General features: G+C 51.9%; 16 protein-coding genes. 3 read left to right on the plus strand and 13 right to left on the minus strand.

Translation table 11 applies throughout. The features are described from left to right. The 13 genes from T495_RS0107280 to T495_RS0107340 form a co-directional block, all read right to left on the minus strand. Window positions 1-873: an RNA polymerase sigma factor RpoD/SigA gene (locus T495_RS0107280; protein ID WP_028902243.1), complete on the minus strand. Its 873-nt coding sequence runs from the start codon at window positions 871-873 to the stop codon at window positions 1-3. A gap of 99 nt (window positions 874-972) precedes the next feature. Further along, the gene (locus tag T495_RS0107285; RefSeq protein ID WP_033148179.1) at window positions 973-3,324 is read right to left on the minus strand and encodes a glycoside hydrolase family 2 TIM barrel-domain containing protein; all 2,352 of its coding nucleotides are present in this window, start codon (window positions 3,322-3,324) and stop codon (window positions 973-975) included. Between the two features lie 24 nt (window positions 3,325-3,348). After that, the gene (locus T495_RS0107290) at window positions 3,349-6,324 is read right to left on the minus strand and encodes a TIM-barrel domain-containing protein (RefSeq protein WP_033148180.1); all 2,976 of its coding nucleotides are present in this window, start codon (window positions 6,322-6,324) and stop codon (window positions 3,349-3,351) included. Window positions 6,325-6,362: 38 nt separating this feature from the next. Further along, the gene (locus T495_RS0107295; RefSeq protein WP_081832049.1) at window positions 6,363-9,461 is read right to left on the minus strand and encodes a two-component regulator propeller domain-containing protein; all 3,099 of its coding nucleotides are present in this window, start codon (window positions 9,459-9,461) and stop codon (window positions 6,363-6,365) included. Window positions 9,462-9,473: 12 nt separating this feature from the next. After that, window positions 9,474-10,493 carry a LacI family DNA-binding transcriptional regulator gene (locus T495_RS0107300; RefSeq protein ID WP_033148182.1) on the minus strand — a complete coding sequence of 340 codons (1,020 nt, stop codon included), beginning with the start codon at window positions 10,491-10,493 and terminating at the stop codon, window positions 9,474-9,476. Window positions 10,494-10,716: 223 nt separating this feature from the next. Further along, the gene (locus T495_RS0107305) at window positions 10,717-13,377 is read right to left on the minus strand and encodes a DUF5686 and carboxypeptidase-like regulatory domain-containing protein (protein WP_081832050.1); all 2,661 of its coding nucleotides are present in this window, start codon (window positions 13,375-13,377) and stop codon (window positions 10,717-10,719) included. A gap of 77 nt (window positions 13,378-13,454) precedes the next feature. Further along, the gene (locus tag T495_RS0107310) at window positions 13,455-14,159 is read right to left on the minus strand and encodes an HAD family hydrolase (protein ID WP_033148183.1); all 705 of its coding nucleotides are present in this window, start codon (window positions 14,157-14,159) and stop codon (window positions 13,455-13,457) included. A 16-nt stretch (window positions 14,160-14,175) separates the two neighbouring features. Continuing rightward, the gene (locus T495_RS0107315) at window positions 14,176-15,081 is read right to left on the minus strand and encodes a CDP-alcohol phosphatidyltransferase family protein (RefSeq protein WP_033148184.1); all 906 of its coding nucleotides are present in this window, start codon (window positions 15,079-15,081) and stop codon (window positions 14,176-14,178) included. A 34-nt stretch (window positions 15,082-15,115) separates the two neighbouring features. Then, window positions 15,116-15,895: a hypothetical protein gene (locus T495_RS0107320; RefSeq protein ID WP_028902235.1), complete on the minus strand. Its 780-nt coding sequence runs from the start codon at window positions 15,893-15,895 to the stop codon at window positions 15,116-15,118. Beyond that, window positions 15,892-16,599 (minus strand): sugar phosphate nucleotidyltransferase, encoded by a 708-nt coding sequence (locus T495_RS0107325; protein ID WP_028902234.1) that lies wholly within the window; start codon window positions 16,597-16,599, stop codon window positions 15,892-15,894. Before T495_RS0107325 ends, T495_RS0107320 begins: the two co-directional genes overlap by 4 nt. A 124-nt stretch (window positions 16,600-16,723) precedes the next feature. Further along, a complete protein-coding gene (locus tag T495_RS0107330; protein ID WP_051522894.1) occupies window positions 16,724-17,584 on the minus strand; it encodes a patatin-like phospholipase family protein in 861 nt (286 codons plus the stop codon). After that, window positions 17,581-18,354 carry a head GIN domain-containing protein gene (locus T495_RS0107335; protein ID WP_197018765.1) on the minus strand — a complete coding sequence of 258 codons (774 nt, stop codon included), beginning with the start codon at window positions 18,352-18,354 and terminating at the stop codon, window positions 17,581-17,583. The genes T495_RS0107330 and T495_RS0107335 overlap by 4 nt, the downstream gene beginning before the upstream one ends. A 91-nt stretch (window positions 18,355-18,445) precedes the next feature. Then, window positions 18,446-19,696 carry a sensor histidine kinase KdpD gene (locus tag T495_RS0107340; protein ID WP_051651917.1) on the minus strand — a complete coding sequence of 417 codons (1,251 nt, stop codon included), beginning with the start codon at window positions 19,694-19,696 and terminating at the stop codon, window positions 18,446-18,448. A 161-nt stretch (window positions 19,697-19,857) separates the two neighbouring features. Here T495_RS0107340 and T495_RS0107345 point away from each other — a divergent pair, with 161 nt between their 5' ends. From T495_RS0107345 to purD, 3 genes are read left to right on the plus strand one after another with little or no spacing between them, the layout of a single operon-like run. Continuing rightward, window positions 19,858-21,345, plus strand: coding sequence for a class I SAM-dependent RNA methyltransferase (locus T495_RS0107345; RefSeq protein ID WP_033148185.1), 1,488 nt, complete (start codon window positions 19,858-19,860; stop codon window positions 21,343-21,345). Next, on the plus strand, window positions 21,335-23,488 hold the full coding sequence (locus T495_RS0107350; protein ID WP_033148413.1) for a S9 family peptidase: 2,154 nt from the start codon (window positions 21,335-21,337) through the stop codon (window positions 23,486-23,488). Before T495_RS0107345 ends, T495_RS0107350 begins: the two co-directional genes overlap by 11 nt. A gap of 22 nt (window positions 23,489-23,510) precedes the next feature. Further along, window positions 23,511-24,797 (plus strand): phosphoribosylamine--glycine ligase, encoded by a 1,287-nt coding sequence (gene purD / locus T495_RS0107355; RefSeq protein WP_033148186.1) that lies wholly within the window; start codon window positions 23,511-23,513, stop codon window positions 24,795-24,797. The last annotated feature ends 9 nt before the right edge of the window (window positions 24,798-24,806 follow it).

The raw sequence follows: 24,806 nt of genomic DNA on the forward strand, positions 1-24,806 counted from the left end.
TTAGCCTAAGTATTTCATCAAGATGCGAGCATAACCGCTGTCGTGCAGTTTGGTGATGCTCTTTTCACGGATCTGACGGACACGCTCACGGGTGAGACCCATCTCGGCGCCAATCTCCTCAAGGCCACGCTCCTGACAGCCGATGCCAAAGCACTCCTTGACAATCTTCAGTTCGCGATCCTTCAGCACATTGCGCAATACATTATCCAGGTCGGAGGTGAGCGACTCGTAATCCACTAATTTATCGGTACGGGTATCCTCACCACTGCTCAGCATGTCGGCCATTGAGTTGTCGTCGTCCTCACCGAAGGGGGCATCGATACTCATGTGGTGACTGTCGGCCTTGGCGGTCTGCTCAATCTTCGACTCCTCAATCTGGGTGAGCTCAGCCAACTCGCTCACAGATGGACGACGCTGGTGCTGCTGCTCGAACTTATTGATCTCCTGATTGATCTTGCTCAGAGCACCACTCTGGTTCAGGGGCAAGCGCACAATACGACTCTGCTCGGCAATAGCCTGCAGGATGCTCTGACGAATCCACCATACGGCGTAAGAGATAAACTTAAATCCGCGGGTCTCATCAAACTTCTCTGCTGCTTTCACCAGGCCAATATTGCCTTCGTCGATCAAGTCGGTCAGTGTCAAACCCTGATGCTGGTACTGTTTCGCTACAGACACCACAAAACGCAGATTGGCTGTTACTAAGCGTTCCTTAGCCTTTTCGCCCTCTGGACCACCACGACGGATGGCCTGAGCCAGCTCAATCTCTTCATCAATTGTGACAAGGGGTTGACGACCAATCTCAACAAGATACTTATCCAGTGCCTCACTTGATCGGTTGGTAATACTTTTTTGAATCTTTAATTGCCTCATATTTCTATCGTTACTCTGAAAAAGTGTGCAAAAGTACTAAAAAAAACGATACGTTGCAATCAACGCATCGTCTTTTTAGTGTATTTTAACAACCTTTGACTACATTCTCAGAGAAGCGGGCTTCAAATCAATCGCCTCGGCCTTTAAAACGCCATTTCCACGTACCACCACCATGCACTTGCCGGAGAAGGCTTTGCGGCGCGGCGCCTGGAAACGTTCCATCGACGTCTGACAGCCATTATCGGTTCCGATGATCTGTGCATCGCCTGTGGTAGAGAACTCAACCTGGTTCTCTGCCCACGGACAGAGATGTCCCTCCTCATCCACCACCTCAACGGTGACGAAGGTGAGTTCCTGACCGGCATAGTCGACAGAGAGGCGGAGGTGATCGGGTTGACTGGCAGTATGTATCGTCTGTGTGCAGACGGGTTGGCCGTTCTTACGGGTGACAGCCTTGATCTCGCCTGGTTCGAACTGTACGCGCCACATCACATGGTAATCGTGTTCACCCTTACGACGGATGCCCTGACTACGGCCATTGATGAAGAGTTCCACCTCGTCGGCCTGGTTATAGTAGGCCCAGAGATCGATGGTCTGACCAGGGAGCCAGTTCCAATGGGGAAAGAGATGGAGCATGGGTTTGGCGGTCCACTCGCTCTGGTACATATAATAGCTGTCCTTGGGGAAGCCCGCCAGATCGATGAGACCGAAATAGCTACTACGTGCCGGGAAGCCATAGGGCGTGGGTTCGCCGATATAGTCGAAACCGGTCCAGATGAACTGTCCACCCACGAAGGCATGGTGCTTGACCACATCCCACAGCTGTTCGTGGGTGCTCGACCACGAGGCATGCATGTTATCGTAGGCAGAGCATTTGAACGACGGGTCGGTATAGGGCAGCCACCACTGTTTGGGCGCCTTATAGATACTGTCGGAAGGCATCATATAATAGCCGCGCGACTGGAGCGCCGACACACTCTCGGAGAAGATGAAGGGCTTGCCGGGGAAGTTCCTGGGCACGTCGGCCACATGCTCGTGGTGATAGTTGAAGCCAATCAGGTCGATAGCCCCACTCTTGAAGAGGTGGTTATTGGGCGAAGGCTCATTACAACCGGCTGTAATAGGACGGGTGGTATCATAACGCTTCACGATTTCAGCCAGATGCCGGGTGAGCAGGCTCTGTACCGACAGTTCGCCATCCTTGGCGAGGGTCGAGGCATCATGACCGGCATTCAGGATGAGGTTAGCCTGTTCGAGGGTCAGCGTGTCGGCCTCAGCCGAAGACCACTGCTCGAGTACCTCGTTGCCGATAGACCACATGAGGATGCTGGGATGATTGCGGTCGCGCAGCACCAGATCGGTGAGATCGCGCTCATGCCACTCATCGAAGAAGCGGGCATAGTCGTTCTGGGTCTTCTTGCGGCGCCACATATCGAAGCTCTCATCCATCACGATGAGTCCCATGGTGTCGCACATGTTCAGGAGTTCGGGTGCCGGTGGGTTATGCGAACTGCGGATGGCGTTCACACCCATGGCCTTGAGTTTGGTGAGTTTGCGATGCAAGGCATCCTCGTACAAGGCTGCTCCTAAGCAACCGAAGTCGTGATGCTCGCACACACCATTGAGCTTGAAGTTCTTGCCATTGAGCCAGAAGCCCGTCTTGGCATCGAACTTAAAGTCGCGGAAGCCCGTGGTGGTCTCTACCTCATCCACCACCTGACCCTTGACAAGCAGTTGCGTGCGTACCTTATATATATAAGGATCCTCACAACTCCATTTACGGGGTTTCCGGATGGAGGTGGGGCGCCCCTGGGCATCCAACCATGTATTGCGAACGGTGACCTTCTGACGGGTGGGATTCACGTAATCGACCTCCACCTTACCATCGTGAACATACACACCCCAGTGTTTGATGTGGATGGGGTTGGTACGGGTGAGCCACACGTGACGATAGATGCCGCAACCGGAATACCAACGCGAGTTGGGCTGGTCGGAGTTATCCACACGGACCGCCACCACGTTGGTGCCCTCATGCACATAAGGCGTGATATCATATTCGAAACTGGAGTAGCCATAGGGGCGGAAGCCTACCTTCTGACCATTGACATACACGGTGGCATTCATATAGACGCCATCGAACGCTAAGAAGAAGTTGGACAGATCGGCCGACTGCAGATCAGGGATATCGAAGTGCTTGCGGTACCAGCCGATGCCACCGGGTAAGGCACCTCCACCGGCACCACTGGGGTTACTGGCATAGAAGTCGCCCTCGATCGCCCAGTCGTGGGGCACATCGAGGCGGCGCCACTGACTATCGTCGTAATCCACCAAAGCCATCTTAGCATCATCGCCCAGACGGAAACGCCAGTCACTATCAAAACAAACACGCTCCCTGGCTGAACAAGCCAGAGAGCTGAGTATGGCCATCACGGCGAGCAATAGTTTTCTCATCGCTATAGTCGTTATGTGGATGGATTACAACTTAACAGATACCGCCTTGCCGTTATACTGAACCAGTTTGCCTGCGGGGGTATCGAGATTCAGCGGCTGGGCGTTGTCCTTCGAGATCAGCACCACATTGAAGCGGCGGTTCTTGAGCATACCAGCGAACTGACCCTTACGGGCACCGAACGAGATGGTGCGGGTGGCGTCATCGTAGGTGATATCGATGGTGGCATATTTGCCCTTCTCGTAGTTATAGTTGGTACCTTCGTCCTCATAGAGTTGGAAGCTGCCATTCTGACCAGCATAGACATAGAGGTGGATGAGCTCAGCGGGTTTCTCGTCGCTCCACTCCATCTCAGGACCGAATGGGATGATGGCACCCTCGCGAACGAATACCGGGATCTGCTCGTATGGAGCCTCTACGATGAGGCGCTGGCCACCCTCGGTATATTCACCTGTGTAGAGGTTGTACCAGCCGCACTGGGCGGGGAAGTAAACCGAGCGGTTGCGGGCTTTGTAGTAGCCTACGGGACAAGCCATGAGGGCTGGACCGAACATCCACTGGTTACCGATATTCTCTACCTCACGATCGCCATTGAAGTCCATCACCAAGGGGCGCATCAGGGTGTAATCCTTGAAGTGTGCCCATCCTGCTAACGAGTAGAGGTATGGCATGAGGCGATAGCGCAGTTTATCGTAATAGACGAACGACTTGTAGGCAGGATGCTCATCGGGAGCGATGTTCCAGATTTCGCGCAATGGCCACTGACCATGCGAGCGGAACAACGGAATGAAGGTGCCGAACTGGTTCCAACGGGTCTGCAGCTCACGCCACTCCTTCAGGTCCTCGTTCTCTACCCCACTCTTGTCGAAGAGCTGTTGGGCAGCCACATAACGGTTCTCTACACAGAAGCCGCCCTGGTCCATACCCCAGAAAGGAATACCAGAGATAGAGTAATTCAGACCAGCCGTCATCTGGGCACGCATATCCTCCCAACGGGTACCGATATCACCACTCCAGGTGGCGGTAGAGAAGCGCTGCTCACCAGCGAAGCCGCTACGAGTGAGCAAGAATACACGTGGCTCATTGAGCTTACCCTTCCATACTGAACGCTGACCATTGTAGATGGCATCAGCATTCATGGTACTATAAGCATTAAAGTATTCAGTAGATGTGCCTAAAGCAGTTGGGCCAGAGAGAGCCTTGCGATACCACATAGGGGTACAGTCGCGTACGTTGGGCTCCGAGGCATCCATCCACCAGGCATCGACGCCCTTACCGAGGGCGGAATAGAGATTCTCATCCATCTGGCGCCAGAACATCTTGCGGGCACCGGGATCGTAGGCATCATAGAAACCATTTGTATAACCAGGACCAACCCAATCGTGGATATCGTCGGTGGGACTCTGGATATACATCCAGCCCTTGGCATCGAGTTCCTTGTAGTTGTCGGTATTGCAATAGAACTTTGGCCATACACTGATCATGAAGCGACCATGCATCTGGTGCACATTGTCGAGCATCTGCTGGGGATTAGGATAGCGTGAAGCCTCGAACTGGTGAGAGCCCCACTGGTCCTCGGGCCAGTAGTTCCAGTCCTGTACGATATTGTCGATAGGGATATGACGCTTACGGAACTCAGCGAGGGTGCCCTCAATCTCGTCCTGTGTCTTATAACGCTCACGACTCTGCCAGAAGCCTAACACCCATTTGGGATAGAGCGAAGCCTTACCCGTGAGAGTGCGATAACCGCTGACCACCTGGTCGAGGTTCTCACCTGCGATGAAGTAGTAGTCCATATCCTTGGCCATCTCGCTCCATACGCTCAGTTGTTCACGCTCCTGCTTGCTGCGGGGTTCCGATACACGCAGACCGCAATATGCCTCGCCACCATCGGGGCGCCACTCGATACGCAACTGTACACGTTTGCCCTTCTGCAGTTCGGTTGAGAACTTATAGGTGTTGGGGTTCCAGGCTGTGCGCCAACGCTCGGGCACCACCTCCTGACCATCGATATACACTTTTACATAACCTGAATAGTACAATATAAATTGAGCATTGAACATTGAACATTGAACATTGAATGTTCGGGGTTCAATGAACCCCTCATAGACTACGCTGGCACCGGCGAGCTGGAAGCCTTTGGGGAAATTCTTGATACCGCCATTGTCGGTCTTCAGGGCAATCGCCGATTTCTCAGGCGTACCATATTCATAATAGATGCTATCCTCATCGCGCACCAACTTCTTACCACGGGCATCGACATAAGTACCCGTGAGATGACCTGCACGTCCCTGTTTATCGTAGAGTTTAAAAGCCCGGTTGAGTTGGAGATAGTCGTTAGGATTACCAAAACGACAGTAGCTGTAAGAGTCCCACAGCAGACCGTAGTTCTTGTTGGAGAGCACGAAAGGAATGCTCACCTTGGTGTTATACTGGAAGAGGTCCTCGTTCTTTCCCTTCATGTTGAACTCCTCGCTCTGGTGCTGACCCAAGCCATAGAAAGCCTCATCATCGGGAGAGTCGAACTTCATCTGCCATGACAAGCCATGTTTCTGTTCCTCGGGAACGGTATAGCCTGTCTTCATACCTAATTCGCGCTCTGGCACGGTGAAGTCCCAGAACTTCTTGCCGTCCTGTGCCTCTTTGAGCAACTGCTTGCCAGCGGCATCGAAGAACGTGATGGCGCCAGTGGCCTTGGCGACCACGGCCTTGACCTTAGCGGTCTTGACCACGATGGCGGCCCCTTCGTCGGTAATGGTGTAGCTACCCTTCTGTGGAGCCTTCTGAGGGACAATCATCAGTGAGGCCGGCTTCTCAGGGAGGGCCTCCTTACTAGTGGCACGCACACGGATAATCTGGTTGTTCATCACCTCTAAACGGATAACCTTGGCCTGACCACCATCAGGACGGATGGTTACGTAGTTCCCATTTGTCTGCACCTCGGCTGCCAGCATGGTTGAAGATAGCAGCAAGGCTGACACTAAAATCTTTATTCGTTTCATTGTTTATATTATTGGTTGAACTCTTCACTATTCACTAATCAATCTTCATCCAGCATCACTGCCTCTTCGGCAGCTGCCTCAACGGGCAGGGTGATGGTGAATACCGAACCGCCACTCGGGTTGTTCTCGGCCGTGATGGTACCACCATGCATCTCGACGATGGCCTTTACGAAGAACAGACTGATACCAGAGTCGTCATCGCTCACCATGGGGTCGAAGATGGTGTCTTCGCCACCCTCAGGGATGCCGACACCATTGTCGGAGATACGGATAGAGCCCGAGGTAGAGGTCTTATCGACAAACACCTTGATCTTACACTCGGTGGGTGAGAACAGCGCACAGCTGTTGAGCAGCATCTGCACAGCCTGTGCCATCTGCTCGTGGTCGAAGTCGACGGTGAGATCCTGTGCCAGCGGGAAGAACGAGAACTTGACATGCTTGCCAAGCGGCGCCTTGAACTGGGCGCACTGCTCCTTCATGAAGTGCTGGAGGTCGTGCGGCTTCTTGACCGTGGCCTCGATGCTCCAGGCGGCATTATAGAGCTCCTCGGCCTGTGCCTTCTGGTCGCTCTCCTGCTGTTTCTGCAGCTCGGCGCGCATCTCGGCCATCCACTGTTTCTTCATCACCTCCATACGCAGATAGTCGCGCTCGGTCTTCTCGGCCTGCTGTTTCAGGAATTTCCTGCGCCAGAAGAAGACGCCTAAGGCTACCAACGACAGGAAGACGAGCATGATCCAACGGTTACGCAACAACGGTGGGGTGACGGTAATCTTCAGGACAGCCTCGTTCTGACCCATCGTACCATCCTCGTTCAGCATACGCACATGGAGGATGTACTCACCATGCTTGAGCGACATATACGTGATGTTAGGATCGTTCTCCTCGGTACGGATCCACTTATCGCTTGAACCTTCCAGCTGGTAAACGAAGCGTGAGGTGTTATGCATCTCGCCCTTATCGGTTGCCAACTGAATGGTGAACTGATTCTCGTAATAGCGCAGCACCAGTTCCTTGCTGGTGTTGAGATCCTCGGTCATAATGACACGACCGTCGTAAGCCTCACCCACACCTAACTGATGACCGAACAACTTCAGACCGCTGAATACGGGGGTCTCGTTATTATCACCACTGGTCACGAGTTTCGGATTGATCACATCCACGCCACCAACACCGCCTATCAGGATCAAACCATCAGGTGTGAGGCAAGCAGAGCGCTGGTTGTAGGGTCCCTGTTGCAGACCATCCTTACTGGTGAAGCTGCGCACATTAAAGGTCCAGTTGCCCTGCGCATCCTTCTTGGGAACCACATTCGACACGCCATGTTCGGTGATGACCCACATGTTGTGCAGCTGATCCTCAACCAGACCAACGACACTGGAGCCAATCAGACCGCTGTTCATATCGAGCATGGTCTGTTTGTTGGCTTTCCAATCGACCACGCAACAGCCTGATGTAGAGCCATGCCATACCAGTCCACGACTATCCTCCATCACACAGGTGGTGGTAGCCATAGCGGCAACCTGGCCGTTGACCACAGGGATGGTCATCGTTGCCACCTTGCCGCTAACGGGGTTTATGAGCGAATAGAACTGCGAGTGACCAACCATCAGCCAGCCTTTAGCAGTCCAGCTGGCAGAGGTCACGAAGTCCCCTGGCAGTGAGGAGTTATGTGAGTTGATGGAACGGAACTTGCCCGTCTTAGGTGAGAAGCGCTGTACGCCGCTACCCAATGTGCCCAACCAGATATCGCCCCACTTATCCTCGGTAACCGACCAGATGTTATTGTTCAGCAACTGCCCATTGGTGTTCGACATGAGGTAGTTCTTAACCTTTCCGTTGGCAATATGGATCAGACCACCATTATACGTACCGAACCATACCGAGCCATCCTTGGCACCATAGCTCGACACCATGATATCAGATGCGAAGCCACAACGGGCCCTATCGTAAGTCTCAGTCTCACCAGTATCCTTCAGATATTTGATAATACCACGGTTATCGGTACCGAACCAGTAGTTGCCACTGGCATCGACCGTGGCGGTATTGATATCGCCCAACTCCAAAGTATTGAAGCCTAAGAGCTTCTCGATATACTGGTTCAAGCCGTTGCGGTAGCAGCCAATCCACATGTTGCCCGACTTGTCGAGCATCAGGCGTTTCTGGGTATTCTCGCTCACGGAGGTGGCATCGAACTTATTGTTGACGAAGTTCCTGACCTGACCGCCCTTGGTATCAATCACATAGAGTCCCATGTGGTCGGTAGCCAGCCATATCCAGCCTCGCTGGTCCATGCACACATCCCATACCTGTATGTCGGCTGGTAACGGGGCTATGCCGCAAGAAGCCAGATAGTCATTCAGCGAGCCATACCAGGTCTTGTCCTTCTGACTGAACACAAACACATGACCAGTGGTGAGCACCCAGTAGTTGCAATGTTTATCGACATAGATATCATAGCCCTGACTGCTCTGGGCGCCACTGCGCTTCATAAAGTCCTCGCGCCACAGCACCTTACCATTGTCGCCATCGAGTGCCATCAGGTCGCCATCGCTCGATGTCACCAACAGTTTATCGTTCCACTCGGCAAAGTTGGAGAAGTTGTACTCCTTGGGAATCTGATTCTGTTCATAGCCGTATTTGATCAGCTTATAGGTCTTCTTACGAGGATTATAGCAATACAAGCCCTCGTCGTAGGTCTTGATCCAGAAACGTTTCTGCGAGTCGATATAGAAACGGTCGATATTGCCCTTGATGCCCCATTTTGACAAGATGTTGGACGGATTGCGGTTGACACGCTCGGTGACAGGATCGAACACGCTGTAGTTCATGCCCTGTTTCAGCCACAGCTTACCTTCGCCATCCTCCCATATCTGATCGACATAGTTGTTGCGGAGGGTGGTGGTATCGTTAGGATCGGAGTAATAGGTACGGAAGCGGTAACCGTCGTAGCGGTTCAGACCGTAGGAAGTACCAATCCAGACGAAGCCATGCGAATCCTGGAACATATAGTTGATCTGCGAGTTGGACAAACCATCGCGTGCATCCAACCTGCGGAATTTCATATCAGGAATCACTGCCGTGGCTGCACTCACGGTGAGGCAGCACATACAAATGATAGAAGCAATCAGTTGTCTCATATGCCTGTGTTTTTATTTCTTAGCCGAAGTCTCACGAATCACGAGTTTCTGCGGCACGATTTTCTTGTAAACCTTGGTGTCGCCATTGATCGTATTCATCAACAGGCGACAGGCCTCGATACCCATCTCATGGCTCTGATCCACGATGGCAGAGAGCCGAGGCGTCACGTAGCCGGCGTGTACATCGTCGGTGAAACCGATGAGCGCCACATCCTCCGGGATACGCAGTCCTAACTGCTTGATAGCCGTGAAGGCAGCAAAAGTGATGATATCATTGAAGGCCAGGATGGCATCGGGGCGGTTCTCCATCTGCAGCAATCGGGTGGTAGCCTCCAACGCCCAGTCGTAATCAATCTTCTCGCAGACCACGAGTTCACGCTCAATGGGCATGCGGTTCTCGCGGAGCGCCTCGAGATAGCCGTGCTTACGACGGATGACCATGTCGAGGTGGTTAGGACCACCGATAAAGGCAATACGTTTGCTGCCCGTATCAATCAGGTGCTGGGTGGCCATCTGAGCAGCCACATCGCCATTGGCAGTCACACAAGAGAAACGGTCAGACAAACAGGTACGACCGAAGAACACCAAGGGAATAGACATGCTTGACAGTTCTTCGAAATGACTATAATCGCGGGTGTTCTGCGACAGGCAGGCGATGATGCCCTCCACATGCAGATTGATAAAATTGTCGATGGCCTTCACTTCTGCCTCACTATCTTCGTGGGTATTGGCACTAATCACCGAATAGCCAGCCTTACGCGCCTCATCCTCGATACCATCGAGAACGGCTGCATAGTAATGAGTCACCAGGTTAGGCACCACCACACCAATCACCCTCGGAGCCTCTTTACGCAAGCTCTGAGCAAAGGGGTTGGGACGGTAGTTCATCTCCTTAGCCAAGGCCTTCACCTTCTTCTGCATCTCCTGTCCTATCTCGGGCGAACTGCGCAGTGCCCTGCTGACAGTAGCTATACTGACACCCAGTTTCAGAGCGAGATCTTTCAACGATGTCCGACGTTTAGTAGTACCCATATTGTTAATAGTAAAAAAGTGACGATGCAAAGGTACATCTTTTTTTGAAATTTGCAAACGTTTACGTGTGTTTTTTCACTATAAACCACTGATTTCAAACAAAATCGTCGTACCTTTGCAGCAGCAAAATCAGAAATGAGTAATGAATAGTTGATAATAAGTTAGTTAGAAAATGAGGGGTAGGCTGTCGTGATGACAGCCTATCTTTTTTATGTTTTCCCACTTAGAAGGTGGCACGCACCATGAACCTGATGCCCCACTTGTTTGCCGTCGGCAACTCGTTGTAATTGAGGCGACGCACATATTCCACATGCACAATCTTGAAGATGTTATGCACACCTAAGCTCAGCTCCATGTAGGGACGGTTCTTATCGATGACATAGCAGCCCTCGGGGAAGTACATCACGATGGAATTGCCCACGTTGTGTGCCAGATAAGGATTGTTCTTATCGCTCAACTCACCCCAGAGTACACGGAAGGCCACCCACTCGCGCCACTTCAGCTTACGGATCAGCGGGATGCGGTTCAGGATCTTACCGTTCATATCCCAGCTCACCTGTCCCCACAGCATACGGTCGGTGGGGAACTCCATATTGTTGATGAGCTCGAAGGTGTTGTCCTGGATGATATAGGAGAGGTTAGTCTCGGGCATGATGAGCAATGGGAATGGTACTTTCTCCCACTGGATGCCACCCTTTACATACCAGTCCATCTTACCCCATGACTTCAGCCAGAAGCGCTTATAGAGCGACGCCTCGGTGTAGTTATAGCTATACTGACCACCCAGCACGCCCTTCAATCCCAAGGTATGACTCACTGTCAGCACCGGTGCATCGAGGTTGATGGGCAGTCGGCGCTGCTTGGTGTTGATAAAGGTCTCACCAGGCGCGAAACGCAGTTCTGCGCGGAGCTCGGTGGTACGGATCTTCTGCGAGGGAGCAGGAGTGACAAAACGATATTCCGAGTCGTTGATGCGCGGAAGAGGATGAGACCAGTTGGTCCAATCGTCAGGATTCGCGGACATCGTCATGGGAACGAAGAACAGATTACCAGCCGCCTCGTTCTCTTCGACTTTCATTGACAAGGTGGTGCGGAAGCCCCAGTCCTCCTCGCGTTCGAAGGTGAGCGACTGACGGTTGTAGAACATCATCTTATCGACTTTCGACCACTTGATACCGGTGAACACATTATCCTTATCGGTATGCATGAACTTATCCGAAGGCGACATCACATCGTAGGTCGATGAGAAGGTGAGCGTGCGCTTGGGGAACTCGCGTGGCAGATACTCCTTCTTATTGAACGACCAGATGACATCACCTTTATAATACCACTTATGAGAGTCCCAGCCACGGGCCACGTAACCACTCAGGAAGAGGTTTGAATCCAGGTTGGCGGTGGTCTGCGCCGAGATACGGGTACGGATACCATCGATGAAATTCTTGGTGATCATGGTGTTGATAGGACCAATATCCACCTTGCTCGGATGGCCCTTGCTACCTGTCTCCACAAAGTTCTCGACAAAAGCCTTCAGACCGAAGATAATCCACTTGAAGCCCTTAATATTCTGCAATCCGCTGATAAACGAGTCCATCTGACTCTCGCCCTTAGTCAGCTCCACCTGACGATACTGATTCCAGAACTCATCGCTTCGCATCATGGCATTCACATCCTTCACCTCCTTCTTCGAGCCCTTGAACAGTTGTCGGGGCAGTTCGTCGAAGGCATAATCATTGATACGGGTATTACGGATGACCGCGAACTTCTGCAGGAAGCTGGCCAGCTTGAGCTCGGTGAACATGTCATCGACACTGAGCACCCACTCGCCATCGGGCAACTGCGTGAACTCCTGCACCACCTGCATGTTCTCCACCCAGTTCACATCGCTCTTCTTGGGGATGGTCATCTCGCAACGCTTCACCTGCCAGCTTGAGTCGGCCAGGATATACAAGTCGCCACGGAAACCAAAGTCCTGCTGGTTGTTGGGCAGGAAATGCAGATGGTAGCACAGATCGCGGTCGACCATCAGCGTGTCCTCGATATAATAGCGGTAGAACCCGATGGCATCCTTACCGATAGGCGACGTGAAGGGGTACTGCAACAAACGGATCTGGTCGTCGTAGATGTTCACATCGGTAAACACCTCCTTCATCACCGTATTCAGGATGTCACCTGTCTGGAACAGGTCGTTGATACCCTGCGAGTTCATGCCTTTGATGATGGTCTTCTCGTCGTGCGGTTTCTTACGGTAGATCTTCTGCGACACCGTCTCATCCACACTGATAGGCAGGATGAGCTTGTTGTTATACGGGCAAGCCTCTATCTGGTCGATCAGCCACTGTTTCTTCTTGAACTTAGGCGAGTCGAGGACCTCCGGACGGAAATCGTTGAGTGCCAGGGTAATCTTCTGATATTTGTTGTACTGATAGAAGTCGCGATTATCCAGATCGGTCTTCTTCTTAGCGGCAATCACCTTGCGCATCATCTCGACCGCCGGGTTGTTCTTACGACTATAGCGGCCACGCTTGGTCTTGATGGTCACCTCCTTCAGCATACGGTTATCCGTTTTCAGGGCAATCTTGATGACACTCTTGATGCCCGAGTTCACCTGTATGGTATGGGCTACGTAACCCACGGAGGTGAACGTCAGTTGCCAACCGTTATGACGGGCTATGGAGAAATTACCATCGATATCCGATGCCACTCCTACCCCGTGACCCAGATACTGGGCACTGGCAAATGGTATCGGTTCACCGGTCTTCGCATCCACGATCTGACCGCTGATCACATGCTGTGCATGTGCAGTGAACAGTGAACAGTGAATAGTGAATAGTATCACTATCACCCTCAGCATCCACTGCGTTTTCCAATCAATATTTCTCTTCATCACTATTCATTATTGATACTTTGTATCGAGCCCTCTCACGCTCGGCATAGCCCAAGCGAGCTTGGCTCTGCCCTCGCTTAATCGAGGCCTTCACTATTCACTATCTGACGCAAGTCTGTTATTACTTTCCCGGCGGCTGACTCATCGACGGGATCGTCCGTCCAGCCTTCGCCTTTAAACCATATCGTGTGACATCCCGCCTTACCAGCTGGGATGATATCCTTATCCATGCTGTCGCCTACGACCACCACCTCGTCGGGCTGCAGCCCCAAGGCCTCGACGCCTAAGGTAAAAATCTGCGGGTCGGGCTTGCGCACACCTACGACGGCACTCTCAATAATCGATTCAAAAATGCCATCGAGCTTAAACTCCTTCAGTACAGTGGCGATATTACCATAGAAATTGCTCACCAGCACCAGGGGGAACTGCTGCTTCAGCTGTAACAGCACCTCGCGACTCTTGTCGGTCTCTGCAAGTGTCCGAGCATAGAGATCATCCACTACCGCCTGCTCATAGGCCTTGCCACAAGCTTCACTCCACTTGTCGCGGAAGCACTCGAACTGAATGCGGATTTTCTCCTCCAGCGTCCGACGGAACGTGAAATCGGACTTGATAATGGGATTCTTGCCCAAAGTACGCTCACCTACCACGTAAGCATCACGGAACTCCGACTCGCTTACAGGTACCTGCTGACGCTCGTAGGCGTGCCAGATGACCTTACCCCAGTGGTGTCCACCGGTATCCAAGGTCCCACCGTAATCAAATATATAACCCTTTATCATCACTATTCACTCTTCACTAATCACTAATCTCCTTACAGAGGGCCTCGTGCTTGCTGTGCATGTACATATACATGGCCTGGAAGACCGTGATCTCCACCAGAGGATATACCCAGGGGCAATCCAGCAGACAGGTGACATAGATGGTGATGGCGCGCGTATTGAACGTGAGCAGATTGGTGTACTTCATCAACGGACGACTGCCTGCCAACAAGCGCTGACGGACCTCCTCAGAGGGCTGTGCCTTCCAACGGGCGAAGAACTGCTGAAACTGCGGGGTGCGCTGTTCCTGACTCTTACAGTAGTTGGCGTAGTTGTAGAAGAACAAACGCGACAGCCAGTCGCTCTTGGGCAACGACTCGTAGTGGGCACGCTGCTGCTTGTAGTTATCGAGTTCGCTACCCTCCTTACCCAACAGGAAGAAGAGGTGGATCTGACGGTAGTAATCGGCCAGCGAACTCTGTTTGGCATGCAAGCCAATACCTGCAATCGCACAGAGCACAAAAGCCCAGAAGCCCCACTCGATATCCGTTCCCGGGATGTGCTGGTTCCACAGACGGGCGATGATACCGATATAGATACTGGTGAACCACAGATCGCCTGAGAAACCATCCAGCATACGACCAATCAGGGTCTTCTTGCCGGTGATACGTGCCATCTGACCGTCGGTACTATCGCAGAAGTTGGCAAACATCAGCAACAGTACACCATAGATGTTATGCAGCAGGTCGGTGTAATGGAACATCCAACCAGCGCCCACGCCTAAGAAGATGGATACGATGGTAATGACATTGGGGTGGATGTCCAGTTTGTTCCACAACAGGGCAAACACCAATCCTATAGGACGTGTAAAGTGCACGTCCAACCACTCTTCAGTATCCTCTGACTTAAATGATAATTTTAGTAATTCCTTAAAACTTGACATTATTTTAGTTTGCAATTTAATACTTCGTATAGAACTAATCACTATTCACTAACCCCGCGATAGCTTCAGCGGCTTCGTCACGACAACGCGAAAAACTGGGCCAGTCGTTAAAGTCGATGACACAGAACGAGCCATCCTCACGTACGATACAGTCGCCTCCATACACCTGGATACCCACAGCCTGAGCGAGGGTCTCAGCCGTATGCTGCAGCACAACCTCCTGGAACGGATAGTGACGGGCTGAGCCATTACGCGCCTCATCGCCGAATTTGGTATCACCATCGTCGGTGGGATAGTAATAGCGGAAGAAACCGGAACCGCTCACTCCATAGAACTTCACCAGATCGCCAGGTACATGCGCACTCACCGTATAGGCCGTGATGCCACGCTGTTCGAAAGCAGCTATCTTCGCAGCCAGTTCTGTTTTATCGGCCACATACTGCACATCATCCTTGCTCTGTGCAGCTGCATCGCCACGCTTCAGCCAGTAGCCATGGCTGCCCTCCTGTGGAGGTACAGGCGTATCGGACAGTTGCATGATGGTTGCCAGCTGACAACGCCCGCAGTTACGGATAGCCGCAGAGGTGTTGATCACGCCAGCTTTGCTCTGCAGTTTCTCCAGTGTCTCAGGCAAGCGCCCCATGGTCAGCACCCAGTCGTAGCCATCGACATGGGTGAGTTGCTGTTCACCAATGGCATCCACCTGATGCCCGGCTGCCACGAGCTTAGTACCCACAGCATCCAGTATCGCCCGGTCCTTCTCTACAGAGTTAGGAGAGAACTGCTCTGCTCTATATATCAACAGTATCTTCATTTCAAAAAGTCTTCCGCTTTCTCAATATCGCTGGCATGGTCGATGTCGAGCACCTTCGAGAAGGCATAGGCCTTCAGCTGCAGGCCTTCGTTCACCAAGGCACGCTGGAAGTTACGCATACGACTCTCGCCACGGGCTATGCAGCGCTCCAGTACAGGGATAGCCTTAGGGGTGAGTCCATAGATGCCGCCGCTGATATACTGTGGATGGTCGCAACTATCCAGGAACGCGGTGATGCGCTGCGCCTCATCAACAGCCACATGAAGTGGTTTCTCGTCGTCGATATAGTCGGTCACGCCCATCAGGCCATCTACCTCGTTGGTATCGACCAGCTGTTCGAATGTCTTTACATACGTTGAGAATTCCTTTTCACGGAAGATGGTATCCACGGTAGTCAGTACAAAAGGCTCATCCTTCAACCAAGCACTCAGTTCCCACATGCTATGCATTGAGCTGGGGGTGCTCTTCACCTTATATCTCAAGGGTACCTGCCCTGCCTCGGCAACAGCCTTCAGGTGAGCAGCCACATCGGTCATCTGTTCATTACATATCACACATATCTCGCTGGCACCTTGCGCCATAAACACACGAATCAGGCGGTCGATCAGCTGTTCACCCCCCACTTTCACCAGTGGTTTCGGCGCAGCTACGCCCTCCTGAGCCAGTCGCGAGCCCTCGCCCGCTGCTATTATCGCATACTTCATACTTAAATATCCTAACCTGATTTTCCTGTTTTTGTCCCATTTCTGGCTGCAAAATTACGCATTTTTGTTGAAAGTACGGAAACTTCGGCTATATATTTAGGTTTTATTTGCTTAAAAAGACCCTTCACTGGGTGGTATAAGCCATCAATGCCTGATGGGTTTTCTGGTGACCGACAGCGATAATTTTTTCTGACTTATCGTAGTCGAATCCACTAAAACGACTCATCTGGATATCGACCAGGACATCAGGATGGGTCAGCTGCGCCATCAGCAACGAGTTCTGACGAATCATGATGGAGCTGGTGCGCGAGAGCATGGTGTAATAGTTGAAATCGAGGTTATCAGGTAATAAACGGTTCAGGATCTGCTGCGACAGCGAGGTGCTGCGCTTGCGCTTCTCATGGAGTTCCTGATGCATCAGCCATTGCGCCTTGTAATCATGCCCACTCACATCGATACCAATCAACAGGTCGCCTTCCTGGCGCACGACCCGATTGAGGGGAATGGGATTGGTGACACCACCATCGATCAGGAGCATATCGCCACGACGCACGGGCTCGTAGAAGGTAGGCAACGAGATAGAGGCACGGATAGCCTCGAACAGACTGCCTTCACGGATGACCACTTCCTGCCCCGACAGATAGTCGGTAGCCACGGCACAATAAGGAATGGGTAGCTGTTCGATGGGCACATCGGGCACAAACTCCATGATGGCCTCAATAATGCGGGAGCCCTTGACCAAGTGGTTAAGACTGAACGAGAAATCTGTCAGCTCGAGCATTTTCTTACGGTCGATAGTCTTCATCCACTCGCGGAAATCATCGAGTTTACCAGCAGCATAGACGCCCCCAATGAGGGCGCCCATAGAACAACCGGCAACAGAGGTGATGCGGTAATCCTGCGACAGCAGTTCCTGGATAGCACCGATATGCGCCAATCCACGGGCGCCGCCACTGGACAGCACCAAGGCTACATCACGACTCATGGGGCAACTATTTTTAAGCCATCGGTGTCGATATCGCCCGAACCACGTTTGTGCTTACTCATCGTACGTACACTGCCTTTGAGCGAGATATCGCCCGAACCCATCAGTTCGGCATTCACAAAGCCACAGCCATCGCGAAAATCCACTACAATATCACCCGAACCACGGAGCGAGAGATTAGTAGTATCGACCTGGTGCTGACGGATATCCACGTCGCCTGATCCAACCAGACTGACATCGGTCCGGCGTCCTTCAAGGCGCTCGATATCCACATCGCCAGAACCTACTAATTCAATGTCGGCACGGTCGCAAAGGAGGTCAGCGAAATCAATATTACCGGAACCTTTCAGGCGAATCGTCATCACATCGGTATCAACACGGCCCTCACTCAAGAAATCGCCAGAGCCATTGAGCGTCACACCAATCAGATCGGGTGAAGAAATACGGACACAGAGTTCGTCATCGCCACCAAAGCGCACATTGAACAATCCATGTTTGCCACGGTTACGGATTGTAAGGGTGTTCCCCGACATTTCGGTGAGAATATCAGAAACCAGTTCCTTAGGACCACTGACACGTACAGAGAACGAATCGGCCTGGGTATAATAGACCGTGGGCGAACCATTGATCTCAACACGTTCGAACCCCTTGAGCGAACGCGACTCCATGGCCTGCTCGCCACTCAGTTGGATGGAACCATTAAACCCATTGGTATTACAAGCACACGAGGTGATACCCAACAGCACACACATCGATAGAAATAACTTCATTTTCATAACAGTAAATACGCTTTATATGTTTCAACTTATACCCGTTAGACGCAAACAAACAGGAAAAAGTTGCAAACACAACCTAAAAAAATCAACCTAACGGCAGTTCAACCCAGAAACGAGAGCCCTCGCCCAGGATAGAGTCGACACCAATAGAGCCACCTAAGCTCTCTGCATGACTCTTGGCCACCGACAAGCCCAGACCCGTACCAGGAATATACTCATCGACCTTGACGAAACGCTCGAAGATACGCTGACGGTCGGCCTCGGCAATACCCTTACCGGTATCGAGAACCCACAGACAGAGACGATCGCCTTGAGGCAGATCGAAGCCAAGGGTGATAGAACCTTGCGTGGTGAACTTGACAGCATTCTGAACGAGATTGGACATAATCTCCTTGAGCTTGCCTATATCGGTATTCATCATCAGCTCGGGAATCGGGAACTGGGTGACCAGTGTGACAGCCGACGAATCGACCATCGGTGCAAAGGAGTCGGCAATCTGACGAAGCACAGGCACCACATCGGTCTGCGACTTAACCAGACTCTTAGCCTCAGCCTCAACCTTCGACATGCTTACCAGACCATCGATAATATTAAGCAGCTTATAGTTGTTCTTCTGGATTTCGGTGATAATCTGATTACGTTCCTCGGCATCCTCAATCATCGGTAACAAATCGGCAAAGCCCACGATGGCGTTGAGCGGCGTACGAATCTCATGACCCATATTTGCCAAGAAAGCCGTCTTCAAGCGGTCGCTCTCCTCAGCCTTATTACGTGCAGTAATCAGTGCCGCCTCCATCTCCTTCTGGGCATCGATACGCATGGAAGTGCCCACAACACGCAAAGGCAGACCTTCCTCATCGCGAGCTGCGATGGTACCGAAACTCTCCTCCCAATAATAAAGCGCACCTTTACCTAACGACACACGATAGACCTCGTGGTACGACTGTGTCTTTCCCAAGCACACATTCTCAAGGGCCATCTTGACACGTTGACCATCACTCTTATCAAGAATCTCAGGGAGAACATCGAGGGGGAAATCGGGAGGGCCTACCAGACCACCCTTGGTCTCACGATAATCGGCATCCACATACAGTATCCTGCTGGGCACATCGATATGCCACGTACTGAGTTTCATGGCCTTGAGCACGAACTCCGATTCAATATTATTCTGACGGACCTTGGTCAGTTCCTCAAGCTCAGTCTGCAAACGACGACGTGTGCGACGCTGATAGACAATCATCACCATGAGCCACAACACCACCAAGACGCTGCCAATCCACAACGCCTGAATGAGATACGGATTATCCGACTGAGTATAGAGCAACAATCTAACCATAGGTTCTTAATTTCATGTGCAAAAGTAACCATAAAAATTAAAAAACGAACATTTTTAGGCTGATTTTTCATAAAAACAAAGCTTTTTTATTAGATTAACAGAAAAAAAGTACATTTTTAGGCCGATTTGCATTAACTTTGCAGCCTGTAAACATTAATGTAATGGAACAAAAGTATGAATTGATCGCCAAAACGTTTATGGGACTGGAACCTGTACTGGCGAAAGAGCTGACCCAACTGGGGGCTAATGATGTAGTGATCGGTAGACGAATGGTATCGTTTACGGGTGATAAGGAAATGATGTATCGTGCCAACTTTCAGTTGCACACGGCTATCAGGATTCTGAAGCCGATACGTCACTTTAAAGCGAAAAGCGCTGACGATGTGTATGAGGAAATCAAGAAGATTGACTGGACCGAATATCTGGGAACGGACAAGACATTCACCGTTGACTCAGTAGTCTTCTCAGAAGAATTCCGCCACTCCAAGTTTGTTTCGTATAAGGTAAAGGATGCTATCGTGGACCAGTTCCGCGAGAAGACCGGCAAACGCCCCAATATCTCGGTGGCCAACCCCGACATCCGTCTGAATATGCACATTGCCGAGGACAAGTGTACACTGAGTCTGGACTCGAGCGGTGAGAGTCTGCATCGTCGTGGTTACCGACAGGAGAGTGTAGAGGCACCCCTCAACGAGGTGCTGGCTGCAGGTATGATCCTGTTGAGCGGCTGGCAGGGCGATACCGACTTTATCGACCCGATGTGTGGTAGCGGTACCCTGTTGATTGAGGCTGCCCTGATTGCCAAGAACATGGCACCAGGACTCTTCCGCAAGGAGTTTGCCTTTGAGAAGTGGCCCGACTTCGATGCCGACCTGTTTGATGAGATCTACAACGACGAGAGTCATGAGCGTGAGTTCAACCACAAGATCTACGGATACGATATTGACATCAAGGCTGTCAACACTGCCCGTATGAACGTCAAAGCAGCTGGACTGAGCGACGTGATCACGGTTGAGGAGCAGGACTTCAAGAACTTCACCCAGCCTGCCAACAAGAGTATCATGATTTCGAATCCCCCCTATGGCGAGCGTATCTCAACGCCCGACCTGTTAGGCACCTATAAGATGATTGGTGAGCGTCTGAAGCATCAGTTCAAGGGCAACGACGCCTGGATTCTGAGCTATCGCGAGGAGTGTTTCGACCAGATTGGTCTGAAGCCCAGTATCAAGATTCCCCTTTACAACGGCAGTCTGGAGTGCGAGTTCCGCAAGTATCAGATGTTTGACGGTAAGTTGAAGGACTTCCGCTCGGAAGGTGGTGTTGTGAAGACCGAAGAAGAGAAGCGCCAGATGGCTGAGAAGCATCGTTTCAAGAAGGAGCGCGAGTTCAAGAAGCGTCTGGAGGAGAAAGAAGAGAATGAAGAGGCCGACATTCTGAACTTCACATTCCACAAACACGATATCAACAGAAACCGTGGTGGACACGAGAGCTTTGACCGCAGCGGCAAGGACCGCAAGGAGTTCAACAGAGCCCGTAAGGACTTCGGCAAAGGCGGCAGAGACCGTAAGGACTTCAAACGCGGCGGCAAAAGAGAATTCGGCAAAAAGGACTTCGGCAAGAAAAAGAGATTCGACGATGATGAGGATTAAACAGATGGTGGCCACCATGGCCATGATGGCAATCGCAATAACCATGAGTGCTCAGGATAAACTTTTCACATTGGAGGACCTTAACTTCGGCGGTAGGAACTACGCAAACCTTCGACCACAGAACATGTGGTTGACATGGTGGGGTGAGCAGTTGATTCAGACCGATGTGGAGGCATGCTATAAGATTGACACGAAGACAGGCAAGAAGAGCACCCTTTTTACCCTCGACGACATCAACAAATGGGCAGGCAGCAACGACACCAAGTACGTACGCCACCTGATGAACGCCTCGTTCCCCTACCCCAACAAGTCGCTGGTCCTGTTAGGCAACCGCAAGTCGGTGATCCTGTTAGACTTTGTCCAGAAGAAGATTGTATGGCAAGACAGTATCGCTGGTCAGCAGGCCAACGACTGGCATGCCGCATCGCGCGCCACAGCCTACGTAGAGGCTGATCAGCTGTTCGTGGTTGACGGACAAGGCAAGAAGCACCAGCTATCAACTGACGGTAGCCGTGAAATCGTCTATGGTCAGAGCGTACATCGCAATGAGTTCGGCATCCGCAAGGGTACCTTCTGGAGTCCCGACGGTCAGAAGCTGGCTTTCTACCGCATGGACCAGCGCATGGTAACCGACTATCCACAGGTGAACATCTTCCCTCGCAATGCCCAGCACGAGCCTGACAAATATCCGATGGCAGGCATGACATCGCACAAGGTGACGGTGGGAGTGTACGACCTGAAGACAGACAAGACCGTCTATCTGCAAGCCGGCGATCCTACTGACCGCTATTTCACCAATATCACCTGGAGTCCCGATGCCAAGACCGTTTACATGTTCGAACTGAACCGCAAGCAGAACGACTGCCGGTTGGTAGCGTATGATGCAGCAACGGGTCAGAAGACTGCCGAGTTGTATCGTGAGACCTCGAACAAATATGTGGAGCCTCAGAACCCCATTGTGTTCCTGCCCTGGGATGCCTCTAAGTTCGTCATGCAGAGCCAGAAGGACGGTTACAACCACCTCTACCTCTTTGATCAGAGCGGCAAGGAGCTGAAACAGCTGACCAGTGGTACATGGGTAATGATGGAGCTGGTGGGATTCAACGAGAAGACTAAGAGCATTGTCTATACCAGCAACGAGGTAGATCCACGCTATTGCAACCTGTGGAGTCTGAACCTGAAGACAGGCAAGCGCCAGTTGTTGGACCGTGGCATCGGTGTGATTCAGCGCGCCCAACTGTCGGCCACAGGTCAGAAAGCCTGTCTGACGCTCTCGACACCCAACAAGCCCCGTCTGATTGACATCGTGACAACCGGCAAACAGTCATCTCTGAATCTGCTGGATGCCCCCGACCCCTGGAAGGACTACCAGCAGCCCATCTATACCAGCGGCAGTATCAAGGCAGCCGATGGCGTGACCGACCTCTATTATAGAATGGTGAAGCCCCACGATTTCGATCCCAACAAGAAATACCCCACCGTGGTTTATGTCTATGGTGGTCCTCATGCCCACAACGTAGATGCCTCATGGCACTGGCTGAGTCGTCCATGGGAGACCTACATGGCACAGAAGGGTTATATCTGCTTCATCATCGACAACCGTGGTTCGGAAAACCGTGGTCGTGACTTTGAGCAGGCCACCTGGCACCAGTTAGGTCAGATTGAGATGCAGGACCAGATGAAAGGTGTGGATTTCCTGCGCCAGCAGCCCTATGTAGATATGAACCGCCTGGGTGTGCATGGCTGGAGCTTCGGCGGATTCATGACCATCTCGCTGATGACCAACTATCCCGACGTGTTCAAGGTGGGTGTGGCAGGTGGACCTGTCATCGACTGGAAGTGGTACGAGGTGATGTACGGCGAGCGTTATATGGGCACCCCACAGGACAATCCTGAGGGCTATGCCAAGAGCAGCCTCATCAGCAAGGCCAAGAACCTGAAAGGCAAGCTGCAGATTATCACCGGCTATAATGACAACACGGTGGTACCACAGCATTGTCTCTCGTTCCTCGATGCCTGCATCAAAGCCGGTACCCAGCCCGACTTCTTTGCCTACCCCGGCGAGGAGCATAACATGCGAGGGCATGCCTCAGTGCATCTGCATGAGCGCATCACCCAATACTTCGAAGACTATTTAAAGTAATCATAAAGTTCAAAGTTCAAAGATGAAAATCTTACTGTTAGGAAGCGGCGGACGTGAGCACGCCTTAGCTTGGAAAATTGCTCAGAGTGATAAATGCGAGAAACTCTACATCGCACCAGGTAATGCCGGTACAGGCCAGTGTGGCGAGAACGTTGCCATGAAGGCCGACGACTTCGAAGCCATCAAGGCTTTCGTGGTAGAGAAAGGCATCAACATGGTGGTGGTGGGTCCTGAGGATCCATTGGTCAAGGGCATCTACGACAATCTGAAGACTGACGAGCGTACCAAAGACATCCCTGTCATCGGTCCGTCAAAGGCCGGTGCCGTACTTGAAGGCTCGAAGGATTTTGCCAAGGCCTTCATGGAGCGCCACAACATCCCTACCGCACGTTATCAGACTTTCGACGGAGAGCATCTGGAAGAAGGCTTGAAGTTCCTGGAGACACTCGAAGCTCCTTACGTGCTGAAAGCCGATGGTCTCTGCGCTGGTAAGGGCGTACTGATCCTGCCTACCCTCGACGAGGCCAAGAAAGAGCTGAAGGAGATGTTAGGCGGTATGTTTGGCAATGCTTCAAGTCGCGTGGTCATCGAGGAGTTCATGAGTGGTATCGAGTGCTCGGTATTTGTACTGACCGACGGCAAGAACTACAAGATTCTGCCCGAGGCCAAGGACTACAAGCGTATCGGTGAGCACGACACTGGTTTGAACACTGGTGGAATGGGTAGCGTTACACCCGTGCCTTTTGCCACCAAGGAGTGGATGCAGAAGGTAGAGGACCGTATCATCCGTCCTACCGTAGAGGGACTGGCCGCTGATGGCATCGACTACAAAGGATTTATTTTCTTCGGACTCATCAACCGTACTAACACCCCCAGCAAAGAGGCTGAGCCATATGTCATCGAGTATAACTGCCGTATGGGCGACCCAGAGACAGAGAGCGTCATGCTGCGCCTGAAGAGCGACATCGTCGACCTGTTTGAAGGTGTGGCTGAGGGCAACCTGAACGAGCGTGCCATCGCATTCGATGAGCGTGCCGCCGTCTGCGTGATGCTGGTTTCCGGCGGTTATCCCCAGGAGTACAAGAAAGGCTACCCCATCAAGGGTATTGAGGACGTAGAAGGCTCTATGGTGTTCCACGCAGGCACCGCGATGAAGGATGGTGAGGTTGTAACCAATGGTGGACGCGTCATTGCCGTATCATCATATGGTAAGGATAAGGCCGAAGCCCTGCAGAAATCATTCGAGGAGGCTCAGAAGGTTGGATTTACCGACAAGTATTTCCGTCGTGATATCGGAGCAGATCTGTAAGATATAAAT

This window comes from Prevotella sp. P6B1 (assembly GCF_000702825.1).
GTDB lineage: Bacteria > Bacteroidota > Bacteroidia > Bacteroidales > Bacteroidaceae > Prevotella.